The following is a 19,070-nucleotide window of genomic DNA, read 5'->3' as shown; positions in this document are numbered from 1 at the left end:
TCAGTGAACAACGGGTGGTAGGTGTAGAAGTCTATGGCGGTTTCTATTGAGCGGGATGAGCAGGTGAATTCGGTGGAGGAATTGGGAAGAACGCCGCTGGCTGAACGGGTAGAGTCAGTCAAAGCGGGTGTCATGGGGGCTGGGGGCGCAGGGTTGGCGTTTGGATTGGCTGCTCTGGGAAGAACCTGGTTATCGACTTTCCACCTTGCCGCCTTGGCAGGTTTCCAGAACCAACCTGAGCTTTGGCAGAATTTGGTAAGTGGGGGAATTATGGTCTTGTCCGGCTTTCTGTTTGCCATTACCTACCGCTATATCATTCGTCAGGATCGTAACCCTCATTTGAAATCGGGGGCTGTGCTGGCGTTTGGGCTGGTACGGGGATTGGCACAGGTGGAAGGGCAGGCATTCGCCCCGGGAGCGCCATTGCCTGCCCTTCTGACTTTGATGGAAAGCCTGCTAGTGTTTGCGATCGCCCGGATTGTTTTAGACTGGGCGCTGAACCAGGGTTGGCTGAAACCATTTAAGTCAAGCTGAAAACTTCAAACTCTGGTGTACCGAAAATAGTGTTACGTCCCACGGCTGAAAGAATTTTGTTGTTGGCGCGATCGGAGTTGAGGCATTGGCAAACCAGTTGTGCCACATCTGCCCGGTGAATGGTTCCAGCGATTAAAGGATTTTCCGTCAAAACCCCTTCTCCTAGAGGCGGTTCAGACCGCAGTCCGCCCGGTCGAATGATCGTATAGGTCAACCCGCTAGCGATCAGATGATTCTCTGCCTGCTCCTTTTCTGCCAGGACAGGACCCAACGATTCCAGGGCTTGTGGCGGTAGGGCAGGGGCGCTATCCCCAGAGCCAATAGAGGTAACCAGAATAAATCGCTTTACGCCGGCTTTGACAGCCGCATCAATCAGGTTGCGGTTGCCTTTGAAGTCTGCCCGCTCTCCATCGGTGGGTTTGCCCCCAATCGTGCTGATGACTACTTCAATGGGTTCGCCTACCATTGCCTGTTCAACTTCCTCCGGCTTCAGCGCATCCCCAATTGCAACCGTCACGTTGATCGCTTCCAGGTCGCCACGGGCACTCTCTGAGCGCAGCATGGCTTTCACAGATTGGTTCTGAGCAATCAGAAGTCTGGCAATTTCTCGCCCAACACCTCGACTTGCTCCTGCTAAAAAAATGGATGATGCCATAACTACCTTTTTACTGAATGGGGCAATGGGCTGTTCTCTGCTGATGATGTTATACCAAGCTGACATACTCAGAAAAACCATGCCGCGCCCTCAAGCCTGGGGTATCCTGAACTAGTGGCGAAGCAGCGATAGAAATTGAGGTTGCAATGAAACTGGCAGCACGGGTTGGACAGGTTACCCCTTCATTAACACTGGCAGTCGATACCAAAGCCAAAGCGATGAAAGCAGACGGGTTGAGCGTCTGTAGTTTCAGTGTCGGCGAACCCGATTTTCCGACTCCAGCCCATATTGTAGAAGCGGCACAGAAAGCCCTGGCAGAGGGGAAAACAAAGTACGGTCCAGCGGCAGGAGAACCCAAATTACGGGAAGCGATCGCCCAAAAGCTTCAGAAAGAAAACCTGCTTTGCTATGGCGCAGAAAATATTATTGTCACCAACGGCGGCAAGCATTCCCTGTTCAACCTCTTCCTGGCAACGATTGAGCCGGGGGATGAAGTGATTATTCCGGCTCCTTACTGGGTCAGCTACCCGGAGATGGTGAAACTGGCGGAAGGGAAACCTGTGATTGTTAAAACCACCGTAGAAAGTGGATTTAAGATTACCCCTGATCAGTTGCGACAGGCAATTACACCCCAAACGCGACTATTTGTGTTGAACTCGCCCTCCAATCCTACGGGCATGGTCTACACGCCGGATGAGATCAAAGCCTTAGTGGAGGTGATCGTTGAGAAGGATATTTATGTCGTTTCAGATGAGATCTACGAAAAACTTCTCTACGACGGAGCCGAGCATTTCAGTATCGGGGCAGCCAGTCCAGAAATTTATGAACGCACCATCGTTAGTAGTGGATTTGCTAAAGCCTACTCTATGACGGGTTGGCGGGTTGGGTTCCTGGCAGGTCCAACCGATTTAATTCGCGCCTGTACCACGATTCAGGGCCATAGCACCTCGAATGTCTGTACCTTTGCCCAGTATGGCGCGATCGCAGCCCTGCAAGGTTCCCAGGAGCCGGTAGAAGAAATGCGGCAGGCATTTGCCCAGCGGCGTCAGTACATGATGGATGCCGTCAGTTCCATTCCAGGACTATCCTTTCCCAAGCCAGATGGGGCATTTTACGTGTTCCCCAGTATTCAGCAGACCGGACTAACCTCCCTGGAATTTAGTGAAGCATTACTGGCTGAATTCCAGGTGGCGGTCGTTCCTGGGATTGCCTTTGGTGCGGATGATTGCATCCGCCTTTCCTACGCTACCGACATGGACACGATTAAGAAAGGGATGGATTTGCTGGATAAGTTTGTGCGGTCAAAGATTTGATGGCAATTCTTTGGGAAACCGAGCGCTTAAGGATCCGGGAGTGGGTGCCGGAAGCAGACGCAGAACAGGCTTTTCAGATCTATGGCGATCCGAAAGTGATGCGTTTCGTTGGCAGAGGCAATACCCAGGAAAGTGTTGCCACTCAGCAGGCAGCACTGGATGAATTGGTTGCCCGCTATGCGGCATTAAATAATGGGACTGGAGCGTGGGCAATTGTTGAAAAATCAACTGGAGCGATCGCGGGTGCCGTCCTGCTCAAGCAATTACCCGATAACCAGGGGCAACTGACCCAGGACTATGAGGTAGGCTGGCATTTGCGACAGGCTTCCTGGGGCAAAGGGTATGCAACGGAAGCCGCACGGGCAGCGATCGCCTACGGATTCAAGGAGCTGAAGTTGCCGGTCATCTATGCTGTGGCATACGCTGAAAATTTGGCTTCCATCCGGGTGACTCAAAGGCTGGGAATGAAACCTCTGGGTTCAACGAATCAATACTATGGCGTTGAAGCAGAACTGTTTGAATTAAGAGCAGAGCAATTCTACGGGTCTGAAGCTGTGAATTCGGCTAAGTAAACCCAAATCATTCGTCATTCGAGAGATCGAAGTTGTGGGAGTAAACCAAATGTCTACAAGCTTAGGTTCCCCAGGGACTTCCAAATGGCGTTGGACTACTCCAATCGGCTCTAGAAAACCTTTCAGCTATTGCTTTGCCAGTTGATCAAAGGGGATCTGTGTCATGGAGGCAGGAAAGCAAGGCGATCATCTTCCCTATTGTCTTAACTCTTCTGGCATACATCGATAAACTGGCGTTAAGATTAGTTTCTATGAAAAGACAGCATTTTTGGCTCAAGCAAATAATCCTTTTACTCGTATTGATCGTGGTCGGACTGGGGACTTTTGCGTCTCCAGCACTGGCACTTACCGATGAGCAGAAATTTTTATCCGAAGTTTGGCGGGTTGTCGATCGCGCCTATGTCGATGACAGCTTCAACCATCAGAACTGGTGGTTGGTGCGAGAGCGGCTCTTGAAAAAACCGCTGGAAAATCGGGAGCAAACCTACGAGGCAATTCAGCAAATGCTGGCAAGCCTGGATGATCCCTTTACTCGCCTGCTGAAGCCAGACCAGTACCGCAGCTTGCAGACCAGCACATCCGGAGAGCTGACCGGGGTGGGCTTGCAAATTGCCCTGGATGGAGAGAAAGGCAAACTACGAGTTATTGCTCCGATCGCCGATTCTCCCGCCGACAAAGCCGGTATTCAACCGGCAGATACGATTTCTAAAATCGATGGCGTGCCCACGGAAGGCTTGTCTCTGGATGAGGCAGCGGATCGAATGCGGGGAGCGATGGGGAGTCGGGTGACGCTGACCATAGAACGCGAAGGCAAAGAGCCTGCGGATTTTGAAGTGGTGCGCGATCGCATTGCCCTCAATCCAGTCATTGCCGATTTACGGACTGAGACAATGGCTGGGAGCAACGAGCCTAAAAAACTTGGCTACATCCGGCTGAGCCAGTTCAATGCCAACGCAACCGCTGAAGTTGCCCATGCCATTAATCGCCTGGAAAAGCAGGGGGCAGAGGCATACATTCTCGATCTGCGCGGCAATCCGGGGGGACTTTTGCAGTCCGGCATTGAGATTGCGCGTTTCTGGCTGGAGCAGGGTCCGATTGTTTTTACTGTGAACCGCCAGGGTGTTCTGGGCAGTTTTGAGGCACTGGGACAAGCATTAACCGACGATCCGATGGTGGTGCTGGTCAACCAGGGAACCGCCAGCGCCAGTGAAATTCTGGCAGGTGCCCTGAAGGACAATGGACGTGCCACCATCCTGGGTGAGAAAACCTTTGGCAAAGGGCTGATCCAGTCCCTCTTTGACCTATCTGATGGCTCTGGATTGGCAGTGACGGTTGCTAAGTACGAAACGCCCAACCACACGGACATTAATAAGCTGGGAATCACTCCAGATGTTGCAGTCACCCTCGATCCAATCCGGAGTGACCAGGTGGGAACCAACGAAGACCGCCAGTATGCCACCGCTGTAGAACTTTTAACCACAGATTCAATGGTGGCTGCCGGTGCTCCCTAATACCGAGCGAATCTATCACGATCCTCTGCACGGAGCGATCGCCCTCAACAATAGTGACCCCACCGAGGCACTTCTCATCCACCTGATTGATACCCCAGCCTTCCAACGGCTACGACGAGTACGGCAATTGGGACCTGCCAGCCTCACGTTTCATGGGGCTGAAAGTTCCCGGTTTACCCATTCCCTGGGTGTGATGGCGATCGCCCGACGTGCCTTTGACCGGATTGCTACCCAGTATCCTCAGATTCAGCCCTATCGCCCGGTGGTGCTTTGTTCCGCCCTGCTACACGATCTGGGGCATGGACCCTTCAGCCACACTGGGGAAGACGTATTTGGCAGCAATCACGAGCACTGGACGCGCCGCATTCTGCAAGAACACACGCCCATCCGACACGCGCTGGATGGCTTTCAGTCAGACTTGCTAGAACAGATCGTGCAGGTTTACCTGAAAAAGCACCCGGTCCCCCTTGTCTGGCAGTTAGTTTCCAGCCAGCTTGACTGCGATCGCCTCGACTATCTGATGCGTGATAGCTACTTCACCGGAGCTTCCTACGGCAGAATTGACCTGGATCGGATTCTGATGGCATTGCGCTATGACCCGGTCAGTCAACAACTGGTGGTTGCCCGTAAGGGAATGGCAGCCGTTGAGCATTATCTAATCGTCCGCTACTTCATGTATGCCCAGGTCTACAACCATCCCAAAAATATTGCTGCCTCCTGGATCTTAGGGCAGGCAATGAACCGCGCCCGCAAGCTATTGAAAACCGGGCAGTTACAGGCAGATGAGACAGTCACCGCCTGGTTTAGTCAGGAATGTGACCACCTTTCTCTTGACCACTATCTCGCTGCCGATGATGGCGTGTTCTTCTACCATATGCAGCGCTGGCAAAGCAGCACCGATCCGGTACTGGCGGACCTGTGCCGCCGCTTCATCGATCGCGACCTGTTCAAAGCCCTCGATATAACCCATCTCTCTGAAAAAGACCAGACGACACTGCTACACAAAGTTCATTACTGGCTGGCGGCGGCAGGGTTGGATGCTCCCTACTATGCTGGGATTGAGGTTTCTTTCAGTCGGGGTTACACCCTTTACCAGAAGGGCATTAAGCTGCAAACTACAACAGGACTGGAAGAAATTAGCAACCTGTCCCCCCTGGTTCGCACCTTGACCAATCCTTACCAGCGAGTATGGTTGGTTTATCCCCGTGAGGCAGAGGGAAGATGGTAGGTTCGGTGGTGCTGAATTGCCGTATGAATTGGGACGAAGTTTCAATTCATACAACTCTTAATTCATACCCAAAATCAGCAACGCCTGGTAGTTTCAGATGTCAATTTTTTAGAATTATTTCCTCGGTCTGCCGGTTAATGGAGGAATCATGTTAGTGAGAAACGTTTCCTGAGGTGGAGCGCGATCGCGGTGAACCCCAAGTTATTCGGCAAAATTCCCTTATTGGTAGTTCTCAGCCTACCCTTGATGGTTCAATTTGGTTTGAGCGCAGGGCTGCTTGTCTATGCCAACTGGCGAGTTGAAATATCCTACCCGGTTATGCTTGGGGGCTGGTTGGTGCTGCTGACGTTGACCAGCCTGTTCGGAATCCTGGTTTACTACTGGCTTTGTCGTACAGTGCAAAGGCTGAATCAGGATAGCCAGCAGATTGCCGGGGGCAACTTCGCCCATCCCTTAACCAATAGCCCGATCCAGGAACTGGCAGGTCTGACCAATGCCTTCAACCAGGTGACACAGCAGTTACAGGAGTCGCTTCAAAAACAGGCAGAACTGGCTGAGTCCGAGAAGAAGTTTACTAAAATTTTTCACTCCAACCCTGACTCCATCACCATCACAACCCTGGCAGAAGGATACATTCTGGAGGTCAACGACAGTTTTTGTGAAATGACGGGTTATAGTGCCGATGAAGTGGTGGGGAAAACCTCTGAGGCGCTAAACCTGTGGACCTATCCTGAGGAACGGCTCAAGATTGTCCAGGCGTTGATAGATGCGGGAGTCGTTTACAACCGCGAATTTGAGTTTTACACGAAGGTTGGAGAAGCGAGAACAGGACTAATCTCTGCCGAGATTGTGAACTTGATGGGACAGGATTGCATCCTTTCCATGGTCAAGGACACGACCGAGTTCAAACAAGCTGAACGTGCTTTGCGCCAAGCAGAGGAGCGTTATCACAGTATTTTTGAAAACTCGGTTGAAGGGATTTTTCAAAGTACCCTTGACGGTCGCTACATTACCGTTAATCCCTCTTTAGCAAGGATCTACGGTTACGCCTCGCCAGAGGATTTAATCGCCAGTGTTAGCAGTATTGGCAAACAAATCTACGTCCAACCTAAACGACGGGATGAGTTTATTGCCTACATGCGAATGTTTAACATTGTTTCAGATTTTGAATCCCAGGTGTTTCGTAAAGATGGCAGCACCATCTGGATTTCTGAAAATGTCCGCTCTGTGCCGGATGAAGCTGGGAACTTGCTTTACTTTGAGGGGACGGTGCAGGATATCACTGAGCGTCGCCAGGTCGAAGCAGAACTGCGGCAGCAACGGGTACGGGCAGAACGCCTGCTGCTGAATATTTTGCCCCAGACGATCGCCGAGCGTCTGAAACGAGGACACCTGACGATTGCCAGCCGGTTTGACCAGGTAACCGTCATGTTTGCTGACCTGGTTGATTTCACCAAGGTTGCTGCCCGGGTTCCGGCAACGGATCTGGTCAAACTTCTGGGACAAATCTTTTCTGAATTTGACAACCTGGTGGAACAACACCGATTGGAAAAGATCAAGACGATTGGAGATGCTTACATGGTGGCTGGGGGATTGCCTTCTCCCAACCCCAAGGCGGCGGCGGCGATCGCCGAAATGGCGCTAGAGATGCAGCACGCCATTGCCCACATTGATGCAGATCATGGAAAACCTTTTCAACTCCGCATTGGCATCAGCAGTGGCTCCATTGTTGCAGGCGTGATTGGCACCAAAAAGTTTAGCTATGATCTCTGGGGTGATACGGTCAACGTTGCTTCCCGGATGGAATCCCAGGGACTTCCCGGTAAAATCCAGGTCACGGAAACCACCTACGAACTTTTGAAAGACCAGTACATTCTGGAAGAGCGGGGTCAAATTTTTGTCAAAGGCAAGGGGGAGATGGTCACCTACTGGCTGGTGGGGAGGAGAGAGGATCGTCAGGCTTAGACCTGCGAGATTTTGCAAAACCTCAGAGGTCTGGGGGGCTTTGATTTAGGAAAACTCTGCTCCACCAGTTGACACTGCCCGGTTCCTCCCGTTTACTGAGGGTAAATTGTTTAGCTACGAAGGAATCTTTACTATGGGTGGCTTTCTCATTGCTTTTCTAATCACGGCACTAGTGACCGCAATTAGTCTGATCATCATTTCTAAGATCCCTTTTCTGGGAGTGGAGGTCGATGGTTTGAGTAAGGCTGTGATCTCTGGGGTGGTTTTCGGTGTTTTGAATGGGTTGCTGGGTTGGATAGGTGGCTCATTTATTCTCAATTTTTTGACTTTGGGTATTCTCTGGCTGATTGTGAATACCCTCATCTTCGGTCTATCGGCGCGAATCGTAGAGGGTTTTCGGCTACGAAATGGGATTTTAAGTGCGGTGTTGGGAGCGATCGCCCTTAGCTTTGTCAATGGCATCCTGTTCTGGCTTCTAGGCGCAGTTGGGCTGTTTCGAGTTAACTGATCCGGTATGGTTTGAATGAAGTTCAGGACTGCTGGTTTGCTTCTCTCCATGGCTTTGAGTTTGGGGACTGGTGGCTGTGAATTGTTCCAGGCAATTAATCGGAGCCTTGGTCCTCAGACCGCTCCTGTGACCACTCCTGAGGTAACTGAATCGCCTACGCCCATTCCAGCCACGCCCACGCCCACGCCTTCTGGTAGAGTAGCGGTTTTGTCTGGGCTACCGGAGGGAAGCCAGATCAACATTCGCTCTCAGCCCAATATGCAGGCGGCTGTCATCCATTACGGGACAATTGGCGATCGCGTCCAAGTGACGCAGCAACAGCAAGACAACACCGGCAAAACCTGGTACTACGTTACGTTTGAGAATGCCAATGCAAAGGGTTGGGTCTATGGAACCCTGATCCGTTTCTTAGATAATTCTTCTACACCGGCACCCGACACCAGCCCACCCATCGACTCGGATACAGCCCTCCGCCGCTGTCGCAGTCAAGCTGAAGCAGAGCTTCCGGGAACCCGAATTCAGGTGTCCCCAGGGTCGCTTAATTCGGATGGTAGCTATGTGATTAAGTGGTCGGCAAGTAGTGGGGCTTATGGCACCTGCACCGTCGATATCAACGGCTGGGTGGTGTCGTTCGCTAATACTTACGAAGCGGATCGGCCACCAGACTCCTCCATTACTCCCGTTGGATTGAGAAGTTGTGAAAATCGGGTTGCCCGTGAGTTGGGGCTGTCCCTGTATAACATTAATGTAAGGGAGGCTTCGGCTTATCGGGATGGCACCTTTGGGGTGGACTGGTGGACAACCACGGGACAGTCAGGGTTCTGTCGGGTTAATCGCAATGGGAGTATCCTTTCCTTCGTTACCAATGACCAGCCTTCGCCCAGACAGATTGCCCTGGATCGTTGTCGCGATCGCGCCCGACGGGCATATCCGGGTACCCGAATCGAAGTTTATCTCGACTCCCGTGAGCGTAGCCAAAATTACAAGGTCATCTGGTCTACCAGTACGGGTGCAGAGGGTTATTGCCGGGTTGACCCAAGGGGCAAACTGTATGAATTTGTTGATTACTCAAAAGGCGGCGGAGAGCAAGGGGATACGCGCTGTTTTGGGAGTATCTTTAGCGATACTGCTTTCACCGTCTTAGCCCGTGATAATCAGTTCAGACGAGCGGAGTTCAGAAACCGTCAGACTGGCTACCGTTCCATCGCCTATTTAACAACTGCTGGGGAAACTGAACAGGGACAACCCATTTACCGGGGGCGGATCACAGGCGTTCCCTCGGCTGAAATTACCGTTGTTGATCGCTCAGGTGGCAGTCCCCGTCCCGGTACTGAAATCTCCCTCGCCTACGACCGGGAATGGGCAAGGGGAAGATGTCGATAATGTCGCAAATTCCACCAGTTTGGGAACTCTGAGAGCAGGTTCCCGCAGGGTGAGGGTAGCGTAACACTATGAATCAGACTGTCCAGACTGAGAGTGCCAATGGGGCAACCAGTTTCCAGAAGGGCTTGGAGTTGAGCCAACTTGGAGACTATGAAGCGGCAGTTTTTCACTTTGATGTCGCCATTCAAGCCCAACTCGATGGTCACGAGGTCTGGATTGAGAAAGGGAATGCGCTCATTAGCCTGGGTCGCCACGAAGAAGCAATTGCTTGTTTTGAGCAAGCGATCGCCTGTGATGCTTCGCTGTCCCTGGCTTACTATAGTCTGGGCTGGGCAGCCTATGTCACCCATCACTATGAACAGTCCATTGCCAGTTTGCAACAAGTGCTGGTGCTTCAACCCGATTTCCCCAATGCCCACTATAGCCTGGGATTGGCTTACTACATGACCGGCGACTATCAGCATGCAATCGGGAATCTGCAACGGGCTTTGAGCCTACAGCCTGACTTTGCCGATGCCTGGTACACGGAAGGTCTGGTACTCTATGCAACCGGACGATTTGAGAGTGCAATCAAGAACTTTAACAAGACGCTCGAACTTCAGCCAGACTACTATGAAGCCTACCGAGGACGGGCTGATGCTTTGCGAGAACTGGGGGATTATGAAGCGGCGATCGCTAGCTACGACAAAGCTTTGGGACTCAAACCTGACGATGCCGACTCCTGGTTTCAGTGGGCATTCTGCATGAAGCAACTGGGACGCTATCGGGAGGCGGTGTTTGGGTTTGACAAGGCTCTCATCACGGCTCCCAATGACTGGCGTGCCTGGTATCACTGTGGCACCTGTTTGATGAAGCAGCAGAATTATCAGCAAGCGATCGCCAGTTATGATCAGGCACTCAAATTTGAACCCAACCACTACGGTGCCTGGTTTAACCGGGGCGTTGCGTTTAAAAACCTGGGGCAATTTGAAGCGGCGATCGCCAGCTACGACCAGGCAATTCAACTGCAACCGGATGACCACAAAGCTTGGAATAACCGGGGCAGTGCATTAGTGAGCCTGGAACAGTATGAAGCGGCGATCGCCAGCTTCAAAAAAGTTCTGGAAATAAGCCCCAACGACGAACGGGCAAAACAAAACCTTGCCAGAGCTGCCCGCCATCTCAGCACAACCTCGAATGCCGGGTGTGGTTAAGAGATGTGCCTGCAAATAAAATGCCAGTTTGAGGGGGTCTATGAGTGGATGGGTGGATGGTGGATGGGTGGATGAGTAGTGGAATGTTATTTATCAGTAAGTCCCTAATGCAAGTTTAGACAAGCTTTTTTGCGACCTGTATTTCGCCCACCCTACGGGAAGCAAGCTACATCCCCAGCCCTTCTCCCCAGGAAGAAGGAAGCTAGAAATCTTGTCCCCTCGCCCGTTGGGCTACGGTGTATATAGATCTCGGCTTCGTTAGAAACTGGCTCTGGGGGACTTCCCCCCAGTCCCCCGCCTTTTGGGGTCCTAACTCCCCCAAACCCCCCGAAAGTGCCTGGCGTTGGGGCTTTAAGTCTAGCGCGACGAGAATCAATCGCAGATGGCTTTATCTTCCAAAAACAACCGTTCCCCTGTCCGCCCTTTTGCTCTTGCTTTCAAACCAAAAGGGATAAATGTTGCCATTGGTGAGAAGAGTCCATCGTTTTGGAGGGGGTGCGGGGGACGCAACCGTCCCCTGCAACGGGGGGTTTGGGGGGCAGCCCCCCAAGCAGGATTCTGCTACCCACCGCCAACGCTGCGATTGCCTGCCGATTCTGCTTTTGGGACTTATGTATACACCGTAGGCCACTTGGGAGAGGGCTAGGGTGAGGGCAGAGTCAGGCAATGCACAGAAGATTTACTAATACTCCACTAAGGAATAAGGATTTAACAACCTGCAATTTTTGCCCTCATATTTTTGGAGAATTAAGCCTCTTGCTTAACTCCTTAAATCAACCCGGAACTTCTCCACCAGTGCCTCTCTGACTTTTTGATGGATGGGTTCAATGTCGTCATCGGTGAGGGTGCGATCGCCCGCTCGATAGACCAGCCGGAATGCCAGACTCCGCTGCCCATCGGGGACATTCTCACCCCGGTATTCATCAAACAGTTCAACCGACTCCAGCAAGCCCTTACCCGTCTTGGTAATCAGCCGTTCCAGTTCTGCGACCGAAACCTGGTTAGACACGAAGAAGGCAATATCCCGATCTGAAGAGGGGTAGGTCGAAAACGGCTTGTAAAGTGCAACCAGAGATTCCCCCTGATCCATTTCATTCAACAGCACATCCATATCCAGTTCAAACACATAGACCTCATCGGGCAATCCCCGTTCCTGACGCAGTTGGGGATGGAGTTGCCCAAAGGTGCCCAGACGGGTGCCCCGCGCCCACAGCGAAGCGGTACGACCGGGGTGGAGACGGAAATCGCGGCGATCGGGCTGGTACTCGACGGTGATACCCAAGCGAGTGAACACACTTTCCAATACGCCTTTGGCATCAAACCAGGTGATCGGCTGTTCCCGACCGGCTTGCCGCCACTTACCCTGGGTCGGATCGCCCCCCAGAATGCCGCCAACCGCTTCCGCCTCGGTCAATCCATCCTCTTCTGACCAGAAGACGCGACCAATCTCAAACGCACTTAGCGGACCATTCCCCTGTTCGAGATTGTACTGAAAGGCATCAATTAACCCGGACATTAAATCGGTGCGGAGGGCAGAATACTCGGTAAACAGGGGATTCGACAGAACAATCTGACGGTCTCCCTCTGGTTTTACCAGGGAGTAGTGGGATACCTCCGTTAAGCCCACCGCCCGCAGGACTTCTCGCAGTTTACGAGTCAAGGTCTGCTCCACCGTCAGGTAGCCCGGTTCTGTTTTATCGGGTAAGGTGTCACAGAAGTTGTTGTAGCCGTAGACGCGGGCAATTTCCTCAATCAGGTCAATCTCCCGTTCCAGATCGCGGTAACGATACGGTGGAACGCTGACTGTCCAGACATGCTCACTTTCGGTGGGCGATACGGAGCAGCCCAGAGCCATCAAAATTCGCTCCACCTCCGAGGGTTGCAGTTCGCCAATTTCTTCCCCCACCATAACCGGACCGAGAATCTGATTCACCCGATCCAGGCGCAGTTCAATTGAACGGGTGAAGGAAGCCTGATTCCCGGCATCGGCAACTTCCTGAGCGGCGATCGTCCCCCCAGCGAGTTCCGTAATCAGTTCCAGTGCTCGACTACAGGCAAGCTCCAGTTCCGCCTGGTTGACTCCCCGCTCATAGCGGGCAGAGGCTTCCGTCCGCAGTCCCTGGGAGCGGGCAGAGCGTCGAATGGCAGCCGTATCAAAGTAGGCGGCTTCCAGCATCAGGTTCTGGGTGCCGTCAAACACTTCCGTTTCCTCGCCGCCCATGACCCCAGCAAGGGCAACGGGTTTGTTATGGGCAGTAATCAGTAATGCCTGATCGGTCAGGGTGCGCTCCTGCCCATCCAGGGTTTTGAGGGTCTCCCCTGCTTCCGCAAACCGGACCCCAATTTGGAGAGAACCTTTCTTCTGGCTGACTGAGAGTAGGCGATCGCGGTCAAAGGCGTGCAGGGGTTGCCCCCATTCCAGCAGAATGTAGTTGGTGGCATCCACTACGTTATTAATTGGGCGAATTCCTAAAGCTTGCAAGCGCTGTTGTAGCCAGAGGGGCGAGGGGGCGATCGCCACCTGTTCAATCACCGTCCCAATGTAGGTGGGACAGGCTTTTGTTTCAGAAATTTTCAGGCTGAGGCTACCTTTGCCTGCGGGAATGGAAAATTTGGTCGGTTGGGGTAGCTTCAGCGTTACTCCCCTCAATGCAGCAATTTCCCGTGCAATACCAACCATACTGAGCGCATCTGCCCGATTCGCGGTGGAGGTCAGATCCAGGATGACATCATCCAATCCCAGCAGCGGACGGACATCCGTGCCAGGTTTGAGGGTATCCCCGGTAAAACTGTGAATTCCGGCAGATTCCTTTGCCAGTCCCAGTTCTGCCAGGGAGCAGATCATGCCTTCGGAAGCCACTCCCCGCAGTTTCGCAGGCTTGATCTTCAGGTCAACCGTGGGAAGATAGGTGCCCAGAGTTGCCACGGGAACGTAAAGTTCGGCTTTGACGTTGGAGGCACCGCAGACAATGTTAGAAGGGGTTTCGGCACCGATGTCTACCTGGCAAACCCGCAGTTTGTCGGCGTTGGGGTGAGGCTCACAGGTCAGCACCTTACCAACCACAACTCCATCTGCCCAGGTGCGTCGGTCTTCAATATCTTCGACCTCAAACCCAGCCATCGTCAGCAGATCCGCCAACTCTTCCGGGGTCATATTTATGTCAACCAGTTCCTTCAGCCAGTTCAGAGAGATCCGCATGAGCTACTTGAAAACCCTTTCTATGCCAGCCTGACTATTCTATCGTTCAGCCGTCTCAATCTAAATAGGGAGAGGTGATGCCCCTCGATTCAGGACTATCTTCATAGATGATGTAGTCTACTTTTGATTTATCATCCAGTTGTCCATGCAAAAACTGACATCATTCATCCTTCTTCTACCAATCTCTATTGGACTTTGCTTCTTCGTGTTGATGATGGGCAGCGGGTGGTTTCTTTCCAGGTCCTACTGTAGTGGACGTACTTTTCAGAAAGCATGTGATTGGCCGCTTTACCCCAAATGGGAGTACCTCTCCCTCAGACATGGAAATGAGTTTTTCGAGCCAATTCAATTGGACGTTAATCGGGGATGTTTGACGGAACCTGCAAAGTCTATCAAAGTCATGCAGTACAAGGAGGAGAAGGCTCTTGTTTGGTATAAAGGGGAAAGTGGAAGTACCTGGATAGCTCAGTTTTATCGTCCAACCAGGCAATCAACCTGGAGCATGCGGTATGGGAGAGAGCCTGGTTGTCACGTTGATGTGATTAATTCTAAAACGGGAGGCTCTGCTGATGGTTACTATTGGTATAACTAACAGCAATTAGAGCTAACCCGTGGAGAGCGTTCAACTCATCACCCTGAAAGAGTTTCTCAAACTGCCGGAGACAAAACCTGCCAGTGAGTATATTAACGGTCAGGTGATCCAGAAACCCATGCCGCAGGGAAAACCCAGCAAGCTTCAGGGAAAACTGGTCGCGGTGATTAACGCGGTTGGGGAGGAAACTTTTACGGTGCAGGTATTCCCAGAGCTGAGGTGTACCTTTGGTGGACGTTCAATCGTACCGGATGTGGCGGTGTTTGCCTGGGAACGAATACCGATTGACGAAAATGGTTACATTGCCAATGGATTTGAGGCAGCACCAGACTGGACAATTGAGATGCTGTCACCAGAGCAGAGTTTAACCAGAGTCACAACTAATATTTTGCATTGCCTGAATCGTGGCTGTCGCTTAGTTGGTTAATTGACCCCGAAGAGCGATCAGTGTTGATCTATCCAGCCGGTCAACAACCCCAATTTCTAGAAGCGGCAGATGCATTGTTGCCTGTTCCTGAGATGGCCGGTGGATTACGACTGACGGTTGGAGAGCTATTTGGTTGGTTGCGTCTGGGTAAAGTTTAGGAGGGCGATCGCCCCCTTCCACAAGTTGGTTTGAGCTATCCCTCTATACTTAGGTCAGAACCAATTTCAGGGGTGCTTATGCAACCTGAAAAAGTTGCGAATATGACCGTGGATGCCCTTAAACAACTGATCAGGCAAGTCGTTAATGAGGAGCTACAAAAGGAGCCGACAAACCGAAAGGATTCGCGCTCCGTTCAGGAGATCATAAAATCCATCGAGAAGCACGGATGGACTCCTCCGCCAGGTATAGCCACAGCAATCTAGATAATTATCGAGAAACACGCACAATGGCGCGCTTGATCCATTGAATACAAGTCTTTTCCGTTTGACAGGAATAATCTCTACAGCTAGATGAGTAAGAAATGCTTCGACTTCGACGCAACCCATTTCACAAGGATGGCGCTTGTTGTGTCACAAAATGTACAGCGACTCTAGTTGAACATCGCTTTCCTCAGTGCGGTGGAATAATGGTTCAACCGAATAATTTCACGTACCTGCTCCAATCCCTTCTCAGGACGAGACTCCATGTCTGGTGATGCCCCTACGCATCCAGAAATACTTGTATAAAATGGTGTCAGTATATATTAAATTTTCTCACCTGAAGATTTACTGAAGTCGTCTATCTAATCCTGGAAACGAGGCTTATCATATAGAAGTTTGTCTACCTAATCCTCCGATTTGGGATCATAGGTAGATCTGAGTCAGCCTAATCCGCTGATTTGGGATCTTAGATAGACAGATTTCAGCCTAATTATCCCTCAGAGGCTAGATAGGTAGACACCGTCAATCCAATTAATAGTTAGCAATCCAGGTGCTGACGCACCTTCAAGATGAAAATAATTCCAATCAAGATAGACAAGAGTTTATACTCATCGAATTTGGAATTACTTAGTAGGCGGCACAGACGACAACTCAGCATTTCAATTTCTAGAGCATGCTAAAACCCCCGTAATATTAATTTTGCAACCGAGAGAATCAGAGGATGACTGACATTGAAAGTGTGTCCTAGAACTAAACGCTTAAGAGGCTGAACCTCACCCCAAATCATCATTCCTTAAGCTTTGTTTCTAAAGTTCCTAAAAGCCAGTTTTTTAAAAATGACTTTAGAGGGTTGACGAAATGACCAAAAGTGAAATTCAAACTGACATTACAGTACGAACTTGGCTGTTTACAAGAAATATCTTATTGCGTTTAAGTCTTCTTAATCTTTTGCTTGTCTGCTCATTGCCCATATTTATAACTGGCTTCGTATTCTTCTGGTCTATCCCTCAGATCAAACGCTTCGAGAGAGGAAATATTAAAGACTTTATGGAAATTGCAGGTGCTGAAATTGCACTAGTTGCTTTGTTGCAGACTGCATTTAGTGTTAACAGCGAATATCACCGCCAGAGAAAACTTCGTTCTTCTTCACTGATTGAGCGATGGCACAGTAGCGAAATAGAACGCTCTAAGAAAGACGTAAGATTGTTACAGTCCTTTTTAAATAAAAAGAATTTTCGTCTACAAGAGATAGAAAAAGAAATTAAAGTTTTTTGGGCTGAGAACCGAGGAAAACAAATTGAGCAGACTTTAAACAGAAGAGATGAGTTGCTGAGCGAGAGAGCAAAAATTTTTAATTCAATCGAAGATATTTTTGTCGGCATCAATGAAGAAAAGCTAGCCGAAGAAATCGTTGATCCCATGAAAATAACAAGCAAAAATAAGGAAGAGAAAGAAAAAGTGCCTCCTCTTCGAGATAGTTTTAATAATATTCTTAATTTTTTTGAGCAGATGGGGCAAGAAGTCAAGTTTGGGATTGCAGATGAATACTTATTGAGAGATTTTTTTTACTATATTGTGGTTCAAAACTATGCAGATCTTGGGTGTCTATTGAATATGGCAAGATGGCGAAAGGTGAGGAACAGTCCTGAATATTTTTTATTATTTGCCAACTTTGAGTATTTGGCGTCAAGATGGATGAAACAGGGTTCACCACCTTCTCCTTACAGACGTTTCGGACATATTTTAGCTAAAGGTCGTAGATCAAGTCATTCATTGAAGTTAGCCGACTCAAAGCTTGAAATTCAAATAACTCCTCAAAAGACAGAATTTGAAGAGCTACTTATGAAAAAGCTGTTGGATGGTGAAAATCAGATTCTTGCCAATTTACGAGATCAATATTACTGCCATTCCATTGTTCAGCTTAGAGAAGAGTCTGGTGCCGGCTTTTTTCTTAATTTTAAAGTAGAAAATCCTTTAAGGGTTGAACCCAAAAAATTCCAGATCGATGACGTGTATTTTGATCTAGAGGATGTGAGCTTTGGAGGAGGAGCTATTCTCTTTGTAGAAGATGGAGCTTTATCTTATCTGGAAGTTTATCTTCATACAGATGAATGGGTTAGGAGGTATAAAATTTTTGAGTCTAAAGTTGTCGCTGTATACTATGATACCGGAAAAAATAGAGATTTAGAAAAACAATCTGAAAAGTGGTTCAGCTGTAATTCGTAATTATGATAGTTAAGTCAAGTCGGTCGAATATCAAACTTTCTGTTAGTAATGGTTATGAGAACGCCGATCTGGTCAGTTGGGTTAACTCCAAGGAAAACTAACATATTTTGCTGAGACCCTTAATTGTGCCCGTTACCCCAAGGAATGAACCGCCTAACGACGCCATGCACACCGACCGCCGAGAAGTTGTCTGTAAGCATCAAAGATTATCTGCGGCGGGTGATGGGCAACGTTAGGCAGACAGGTATGCCATTGACAGTTAGGGAGCTTTGTATGAATGAAGGCTACGAAATTAAGGCTGATTTCTACGCTGATTGGATAAACCACCTGAAACAAAAATTTTCCGACATGGGATACACAGTTGAAGCGGGTGAAACGCCAGAAGAAATTAGTTTTAAATTTTTTAATGTTTTTTGGAGACGTATACCTTTAAACCCAGAAAACTACTTCTTTCAAAGGAATTTGCGTGCCCACCAGAGCACCAAGCTGGACTTGATATTTTGACAAATCGTATCGAGATGGGAGACGAGTTGTGGCATCATCTCAGCACAAAAGTTTTGCTTGATCCTAGTGATAACGATAATCTTCTCAATGATTGGGGGATATACCATCTTCACTTGGGTGTATCTTCTCATAGAAGACATAGAAACCTAGTTGAGAGCACAGGTCCTCTTTTGTTTGCACGTTTTGATCAAGATTATGCCTATCTCATAAGTGTTTTCGATCATGGCAACTGGACAAATGAGAGTCTTATCCAAATTCTGCATGACAATTGGCAAGACTCTATCAGGCAATTTCGCATTCGTGGAATAGCTGAACTTGAAAATCCCATTGAAAACAGAGTTACCTTTCGGAGATCAGGTGTGTTGGCTCCGATTCAACTCGCTAATGGTGTTGTTTATATTGCTCCGGGCGGTGGTTACACAACTTCAGGGACGAGCGTTGGAGTTGTGATGGCATCTGATGATCATGCGATTAGGGTAAGACAGTTAGAAGACTATGTCAGAAGCAATTTACATAGTCTTCTATCACAAGCGAAGGCCAGCGGCATTTCTTTTGGGAATCAGCTTTACTTTCGTTTAGTTACTAACGATTCTGAATTTTATGTAGTTGAAAAGAATTCAGAAGCTCGTTGGAACCTCAATTGACTCTAAAATCAACTCTTCATGCTTGTCTGGTTCACGAGTATATCTGCTTAACACTTCACGCGGCAGCGGACATCTAAAGCTGCTGGGGCTGCTGATTTAAGGTTATCTGCCGCCGCTGCGTTTTGCCGTTATACCGCAAGCTGTCGGTGGGGGCGTAACAGAGAGTTAACTTGTTTGTGTTGATTCGCAACCAATCT

At 49.8% G+C, this 19,070-nt stretch carries 16 protein-coding genes; 14 read left to right on the top strand and 2 right to left on the bottom strand.

Translation table 11 applies throughout. The annotated features are described in order from the left end of the window. Positions 1–33: 33 nt before the first annotated feature. Complete coding sequence (locus AC1S52_RS24630) at positions 34–534, top strand: hypothetical protein (RefSeq protein ID WP_482031686.1); 501 nt, start codon at positions 34–36, stop codon at positions 532–534. Here the strand turns inward: AC1S52_RS24630 and AC1S52_RS24625 are convergent. Further along, positions 521–1,189, bottom strand: coding sequence for an SDR family oxidoreductase (locus AC1S52_RS24625; RefSeq protein WP_482031685.1), 669 nt, complete (start codon positions 1,187–1,189; stop codon positions 521–523). The two genes, AC1S52_RS24630 and AC1S52_RS24625, sit on opposite strands and share 14 nt — an antisense overlap. 146 nt (positions 1,190–1,335) lie before the next feature. Here AC1S52_RS24625 and AC1S52_RS24620 point away from each other — a divergent pair, with 146 nt between their 5' ends. The 8 genes from AC1S52_RS24620 (at position 1,336) to AC1S52_RS24585 (ending at position 10,862) form a co-directional block, all read left to right on the top strand. Beyond that, entirely contained in the window at positions 1,336–2,502 is a 1,167-nt protein-coding gene (locus tag AC1S52_RS24620) for a pyridoxal phosphate-dependent aminotransferase (protein WP_482031684.1), read from the top strand. Beyond that, positions 2,502–3,074, top strand: coding sequence for a GNAT family N-acetyltransferase (locus AC1S52_RS24615; RefSeq protein WP_482031683.1), 573 nt, complete (start codon positions 2,502–2,504; stop codon positions 3,072–3,074). Before AC1S52_RS24620 ends, AC1S52_RS24615 begins: the two co-directional genes overlap by 1 nt. A gap of 251 nt (positions 3,075–3,325) precedes the next feature. Further along, positions 3,326–4,585, top strand: a complete 1,260-nt coding sequence (gene ctpA, locus AC1S52_RS24610; RefSeq protein WP_482031682.1) for a carboxyl-terminal processing protease CtpA — start codon at positions 3,326–3,328, stop codon at positions 4,583–4,585. Next, complete coding sequence (locus tag AC1S52_RS24605; RefSeq protein ID WP_482031681.1) at positions 4,575–5,813, top strand: HD domain-containing protein; 1,239 nt, start codon at positions 4,575–4,577, stop codon at positions 5,811–5,813. Before ctpA ends, AC1S52_RS24605 begins: the two co-directional genes overlap by 11 nt. A gap of 189 nt (positions 5,814–6,002) precedes the next feature. Continuing rightward, a complete protein-coding gene (locus tag AC1S52_RS24600) occupies positions 6,003–7,778 on the top strand; it encodes an adenylate/guanylate cyclase domain-containing protein (RefSeq protein WP_482031680.1) in 1,776 nt (591 codons plus the stop codon). 133 nt (positions 7,779–7,911) lie between these two features. After that, entirely contained in the window at positions 7,912–8,286 is a 375-nt protein-coding gene (locus AC1S52_RS24595) for a phage holin family protein (RefSeq protein ID WP_482031679.1), read from the top strand. Positions 8,287–8,334: 48 nt separating this feature from the next. Beyond that, positions 8,335–9,669 (top strand): SH3 domain-containing protein, encoded by a 1,335-nt coding sequence (locus AC1S52_RS24590; protein ID WP_482031678.1) that lies wholly within the window; start codon positions 8,335–8,337, stop codon positions 9,667–9,669. Between the two features lie 68 nt (positions 9,670–9,737). Next, entirely contained in the window at positions 9,738–10,862 is a 1,125-nt protein-coding gene (locus AC1S52_RS24585) for a tetratricopeptide repeat protein (RefSeq protein WP_482031677.1), read from the top strand. 760 nt (positions 10,863–11,622) lie between these two features. Here the strand turns inward: AC1S52_RS24585 and pheT are convergent. Further along, on the bottom strand, positions 11,623–14,061 hold the full coding sequence (pheT, locus tag AC1S52_RS24580) for a phenylalanine--tRNA ligase subunit beta (RefSeq protein ID WP_482031676.1): 2,439 nt from the start codon (positions 14,059–14,061) through the stop codon (positions 11,623–11,625). A 611-nt stretch (positions 14,062–14,672) separates the two neighbouring features. Here pheT and AC1S52_RS24575 point away from each other — a divergent pair. From AC1S52_RS24575 to AC1S52_RS24555, 5 genes are all read left to right on the top strand, one after another. After that, the gene (locus tag AC1S52_RS24575) at positions 14,673–15,080 is read left to right on the top strand and encodes a Uma2 family endonuclease (protein ID WP_482031675.1); all 408 of its coding nucleotides are present in this window, start codon (positions 14,673–14,675) and stop codon (positions 15,078–15,080) included. A 20-nt stretch (positions 15,081–15,100) separates the two neighbouring features. Next, complete coding sequence (locus AC1S52_RS24570) at positions 15,101–15,238, top strand: hypothetical protein (RefSeq protein ID WP_482031674.1); 138 nt, start codon at positions 15,101–15,103, stop codon at positions 15,236–15,238. 1,119 nt (positions 15,239–16,357) lie between these two features. After that, positions 16,358–17,725 (top strand): DUF4760 domain-containing protein, encoded by a 1,368-nt coding sequence (locus tag AC1S52_RS24565; protein WP_482031673.1) that lies wholly within the window; start codon positions 16,358–16,360, stop codon positions 17,723–17,725. A gap of 144 nt (positions 17,726–17,869) precedes the next feature. Beyond that, a complete protein-coding gene (locus AC1S52_RS24560) occupies positions 17,870–18,229 on the top strand; it encodes a hypothetical protein (protein WP_482031672.1) in 360 nt (119 codons plus the stop codon). Further along, positions 18,226–18,873, top strand: a complete 648-nt coding sequence (locus AC1S52_RS24555; protein WP_482031671.1) for a hypothetical protein — start codon at positions 18,226–18,228, stop codon at positions 18,871–18,873. The genes AC1S52_RS24560 and AC1S52_RS24555 overlap by 4 nt, the downstream gene beginning before the upstream one ends. The last annotated feature ends 197 nt before the right edge of the window (positions 18,874–19,070 follow it).

It is taken from the genome of Kovacikia sp. CALU 1929 (assembly GCF_056784235.1).
Note: the sequence above shows the minus strand (reverse complement) of the source record. Positions and strands in the feature narration are given on the sequence as shown.

What these genes read in the sequence shown, in the direction of transcription:
- AC1S52_RS24630 (WP_482031686.1), top strand. Translation starts at nt 34, where the DNA reads ATGGCGGTTTCTATTGAGCGGGATGAGCAGGTGAATTCGGTGGAGGAA.
- AC1S52_RS24625 (WP_482031685.1), bottom strand. Translation starts at nt 1,189, where the DNA reads ATGGCATCATCCATTTTTTTAGCAGGAGCAAGTCGAGGTGTTGGGCGA.
- AC1S52_RS24620 (WP_482031684.1), top strand. Translation starts at nt 1,336, where the DNA reads ATGAAACTGGCAGCACGGGTTGGACAGGTTACCCCTTCATTAACACTG.
- AC1S52_RS24615 (WP_482031683.1), top strand. Translation starts at nt 2,502, where the DNA reads ATGGCAATTCTTTGGGAAACCGAGCGCTTAAGGATCCGGGAGTGGGTG.
- ctpA (WP_482031682.1), top strand. Translation starts at nt 3,326, where the DNA reads ATGAAAAGACAGCATTTTTGGCTCAAGCAAATAATCCTTTTACTCGTA.
- AC1S52_RS24595 (WP_482031679.1), top strand. Translation starts at nt 7,912, where the DNA reads ATGGGTGGCTTTCTCATTGCTTTTCTAATCACGGCACTAGTGACCGCA.
- AC1S52_RS24590 (WP_482031678.1), top strand. Translation starts at nt 8,335, where the DNA reads ATGGCTTTGAGTTTGGGGACTGGTGGCTGTGAATTGTTCCAGGCAATT.
- AC1S52_RS24585 (WP_482031677.1), top strand. Translation starts at nt 9,738, where the DNA reads ATGAATCAGACTGTCCAGACTGAGAGTGCCAATGGGGCAACCAGTTTC.
- pheT (WP_482031676.1), bottom strand. Translation starts at nt 14,061, where the DNA reads ATGCGGATCTCTCTGAACTGGCTGAAGGAACTGGTTGACATAAATATG.
- AC1S52_RS24565 (WP_482031673.1), top strand. Translation starts at nt 16,358, where the DNA reads ATGACCAAAAGTGAAATTCAAACTGACATTACAGTACGAACTTGGCTG.
- AC1S52_RS24560 (WP_482031672.1), top strand. Translation starts at nt 17,870, where the DNA reads ATGAACCGCCTAACGACGCCATGCACACCGACCGCCGAGAAGTTGTCT.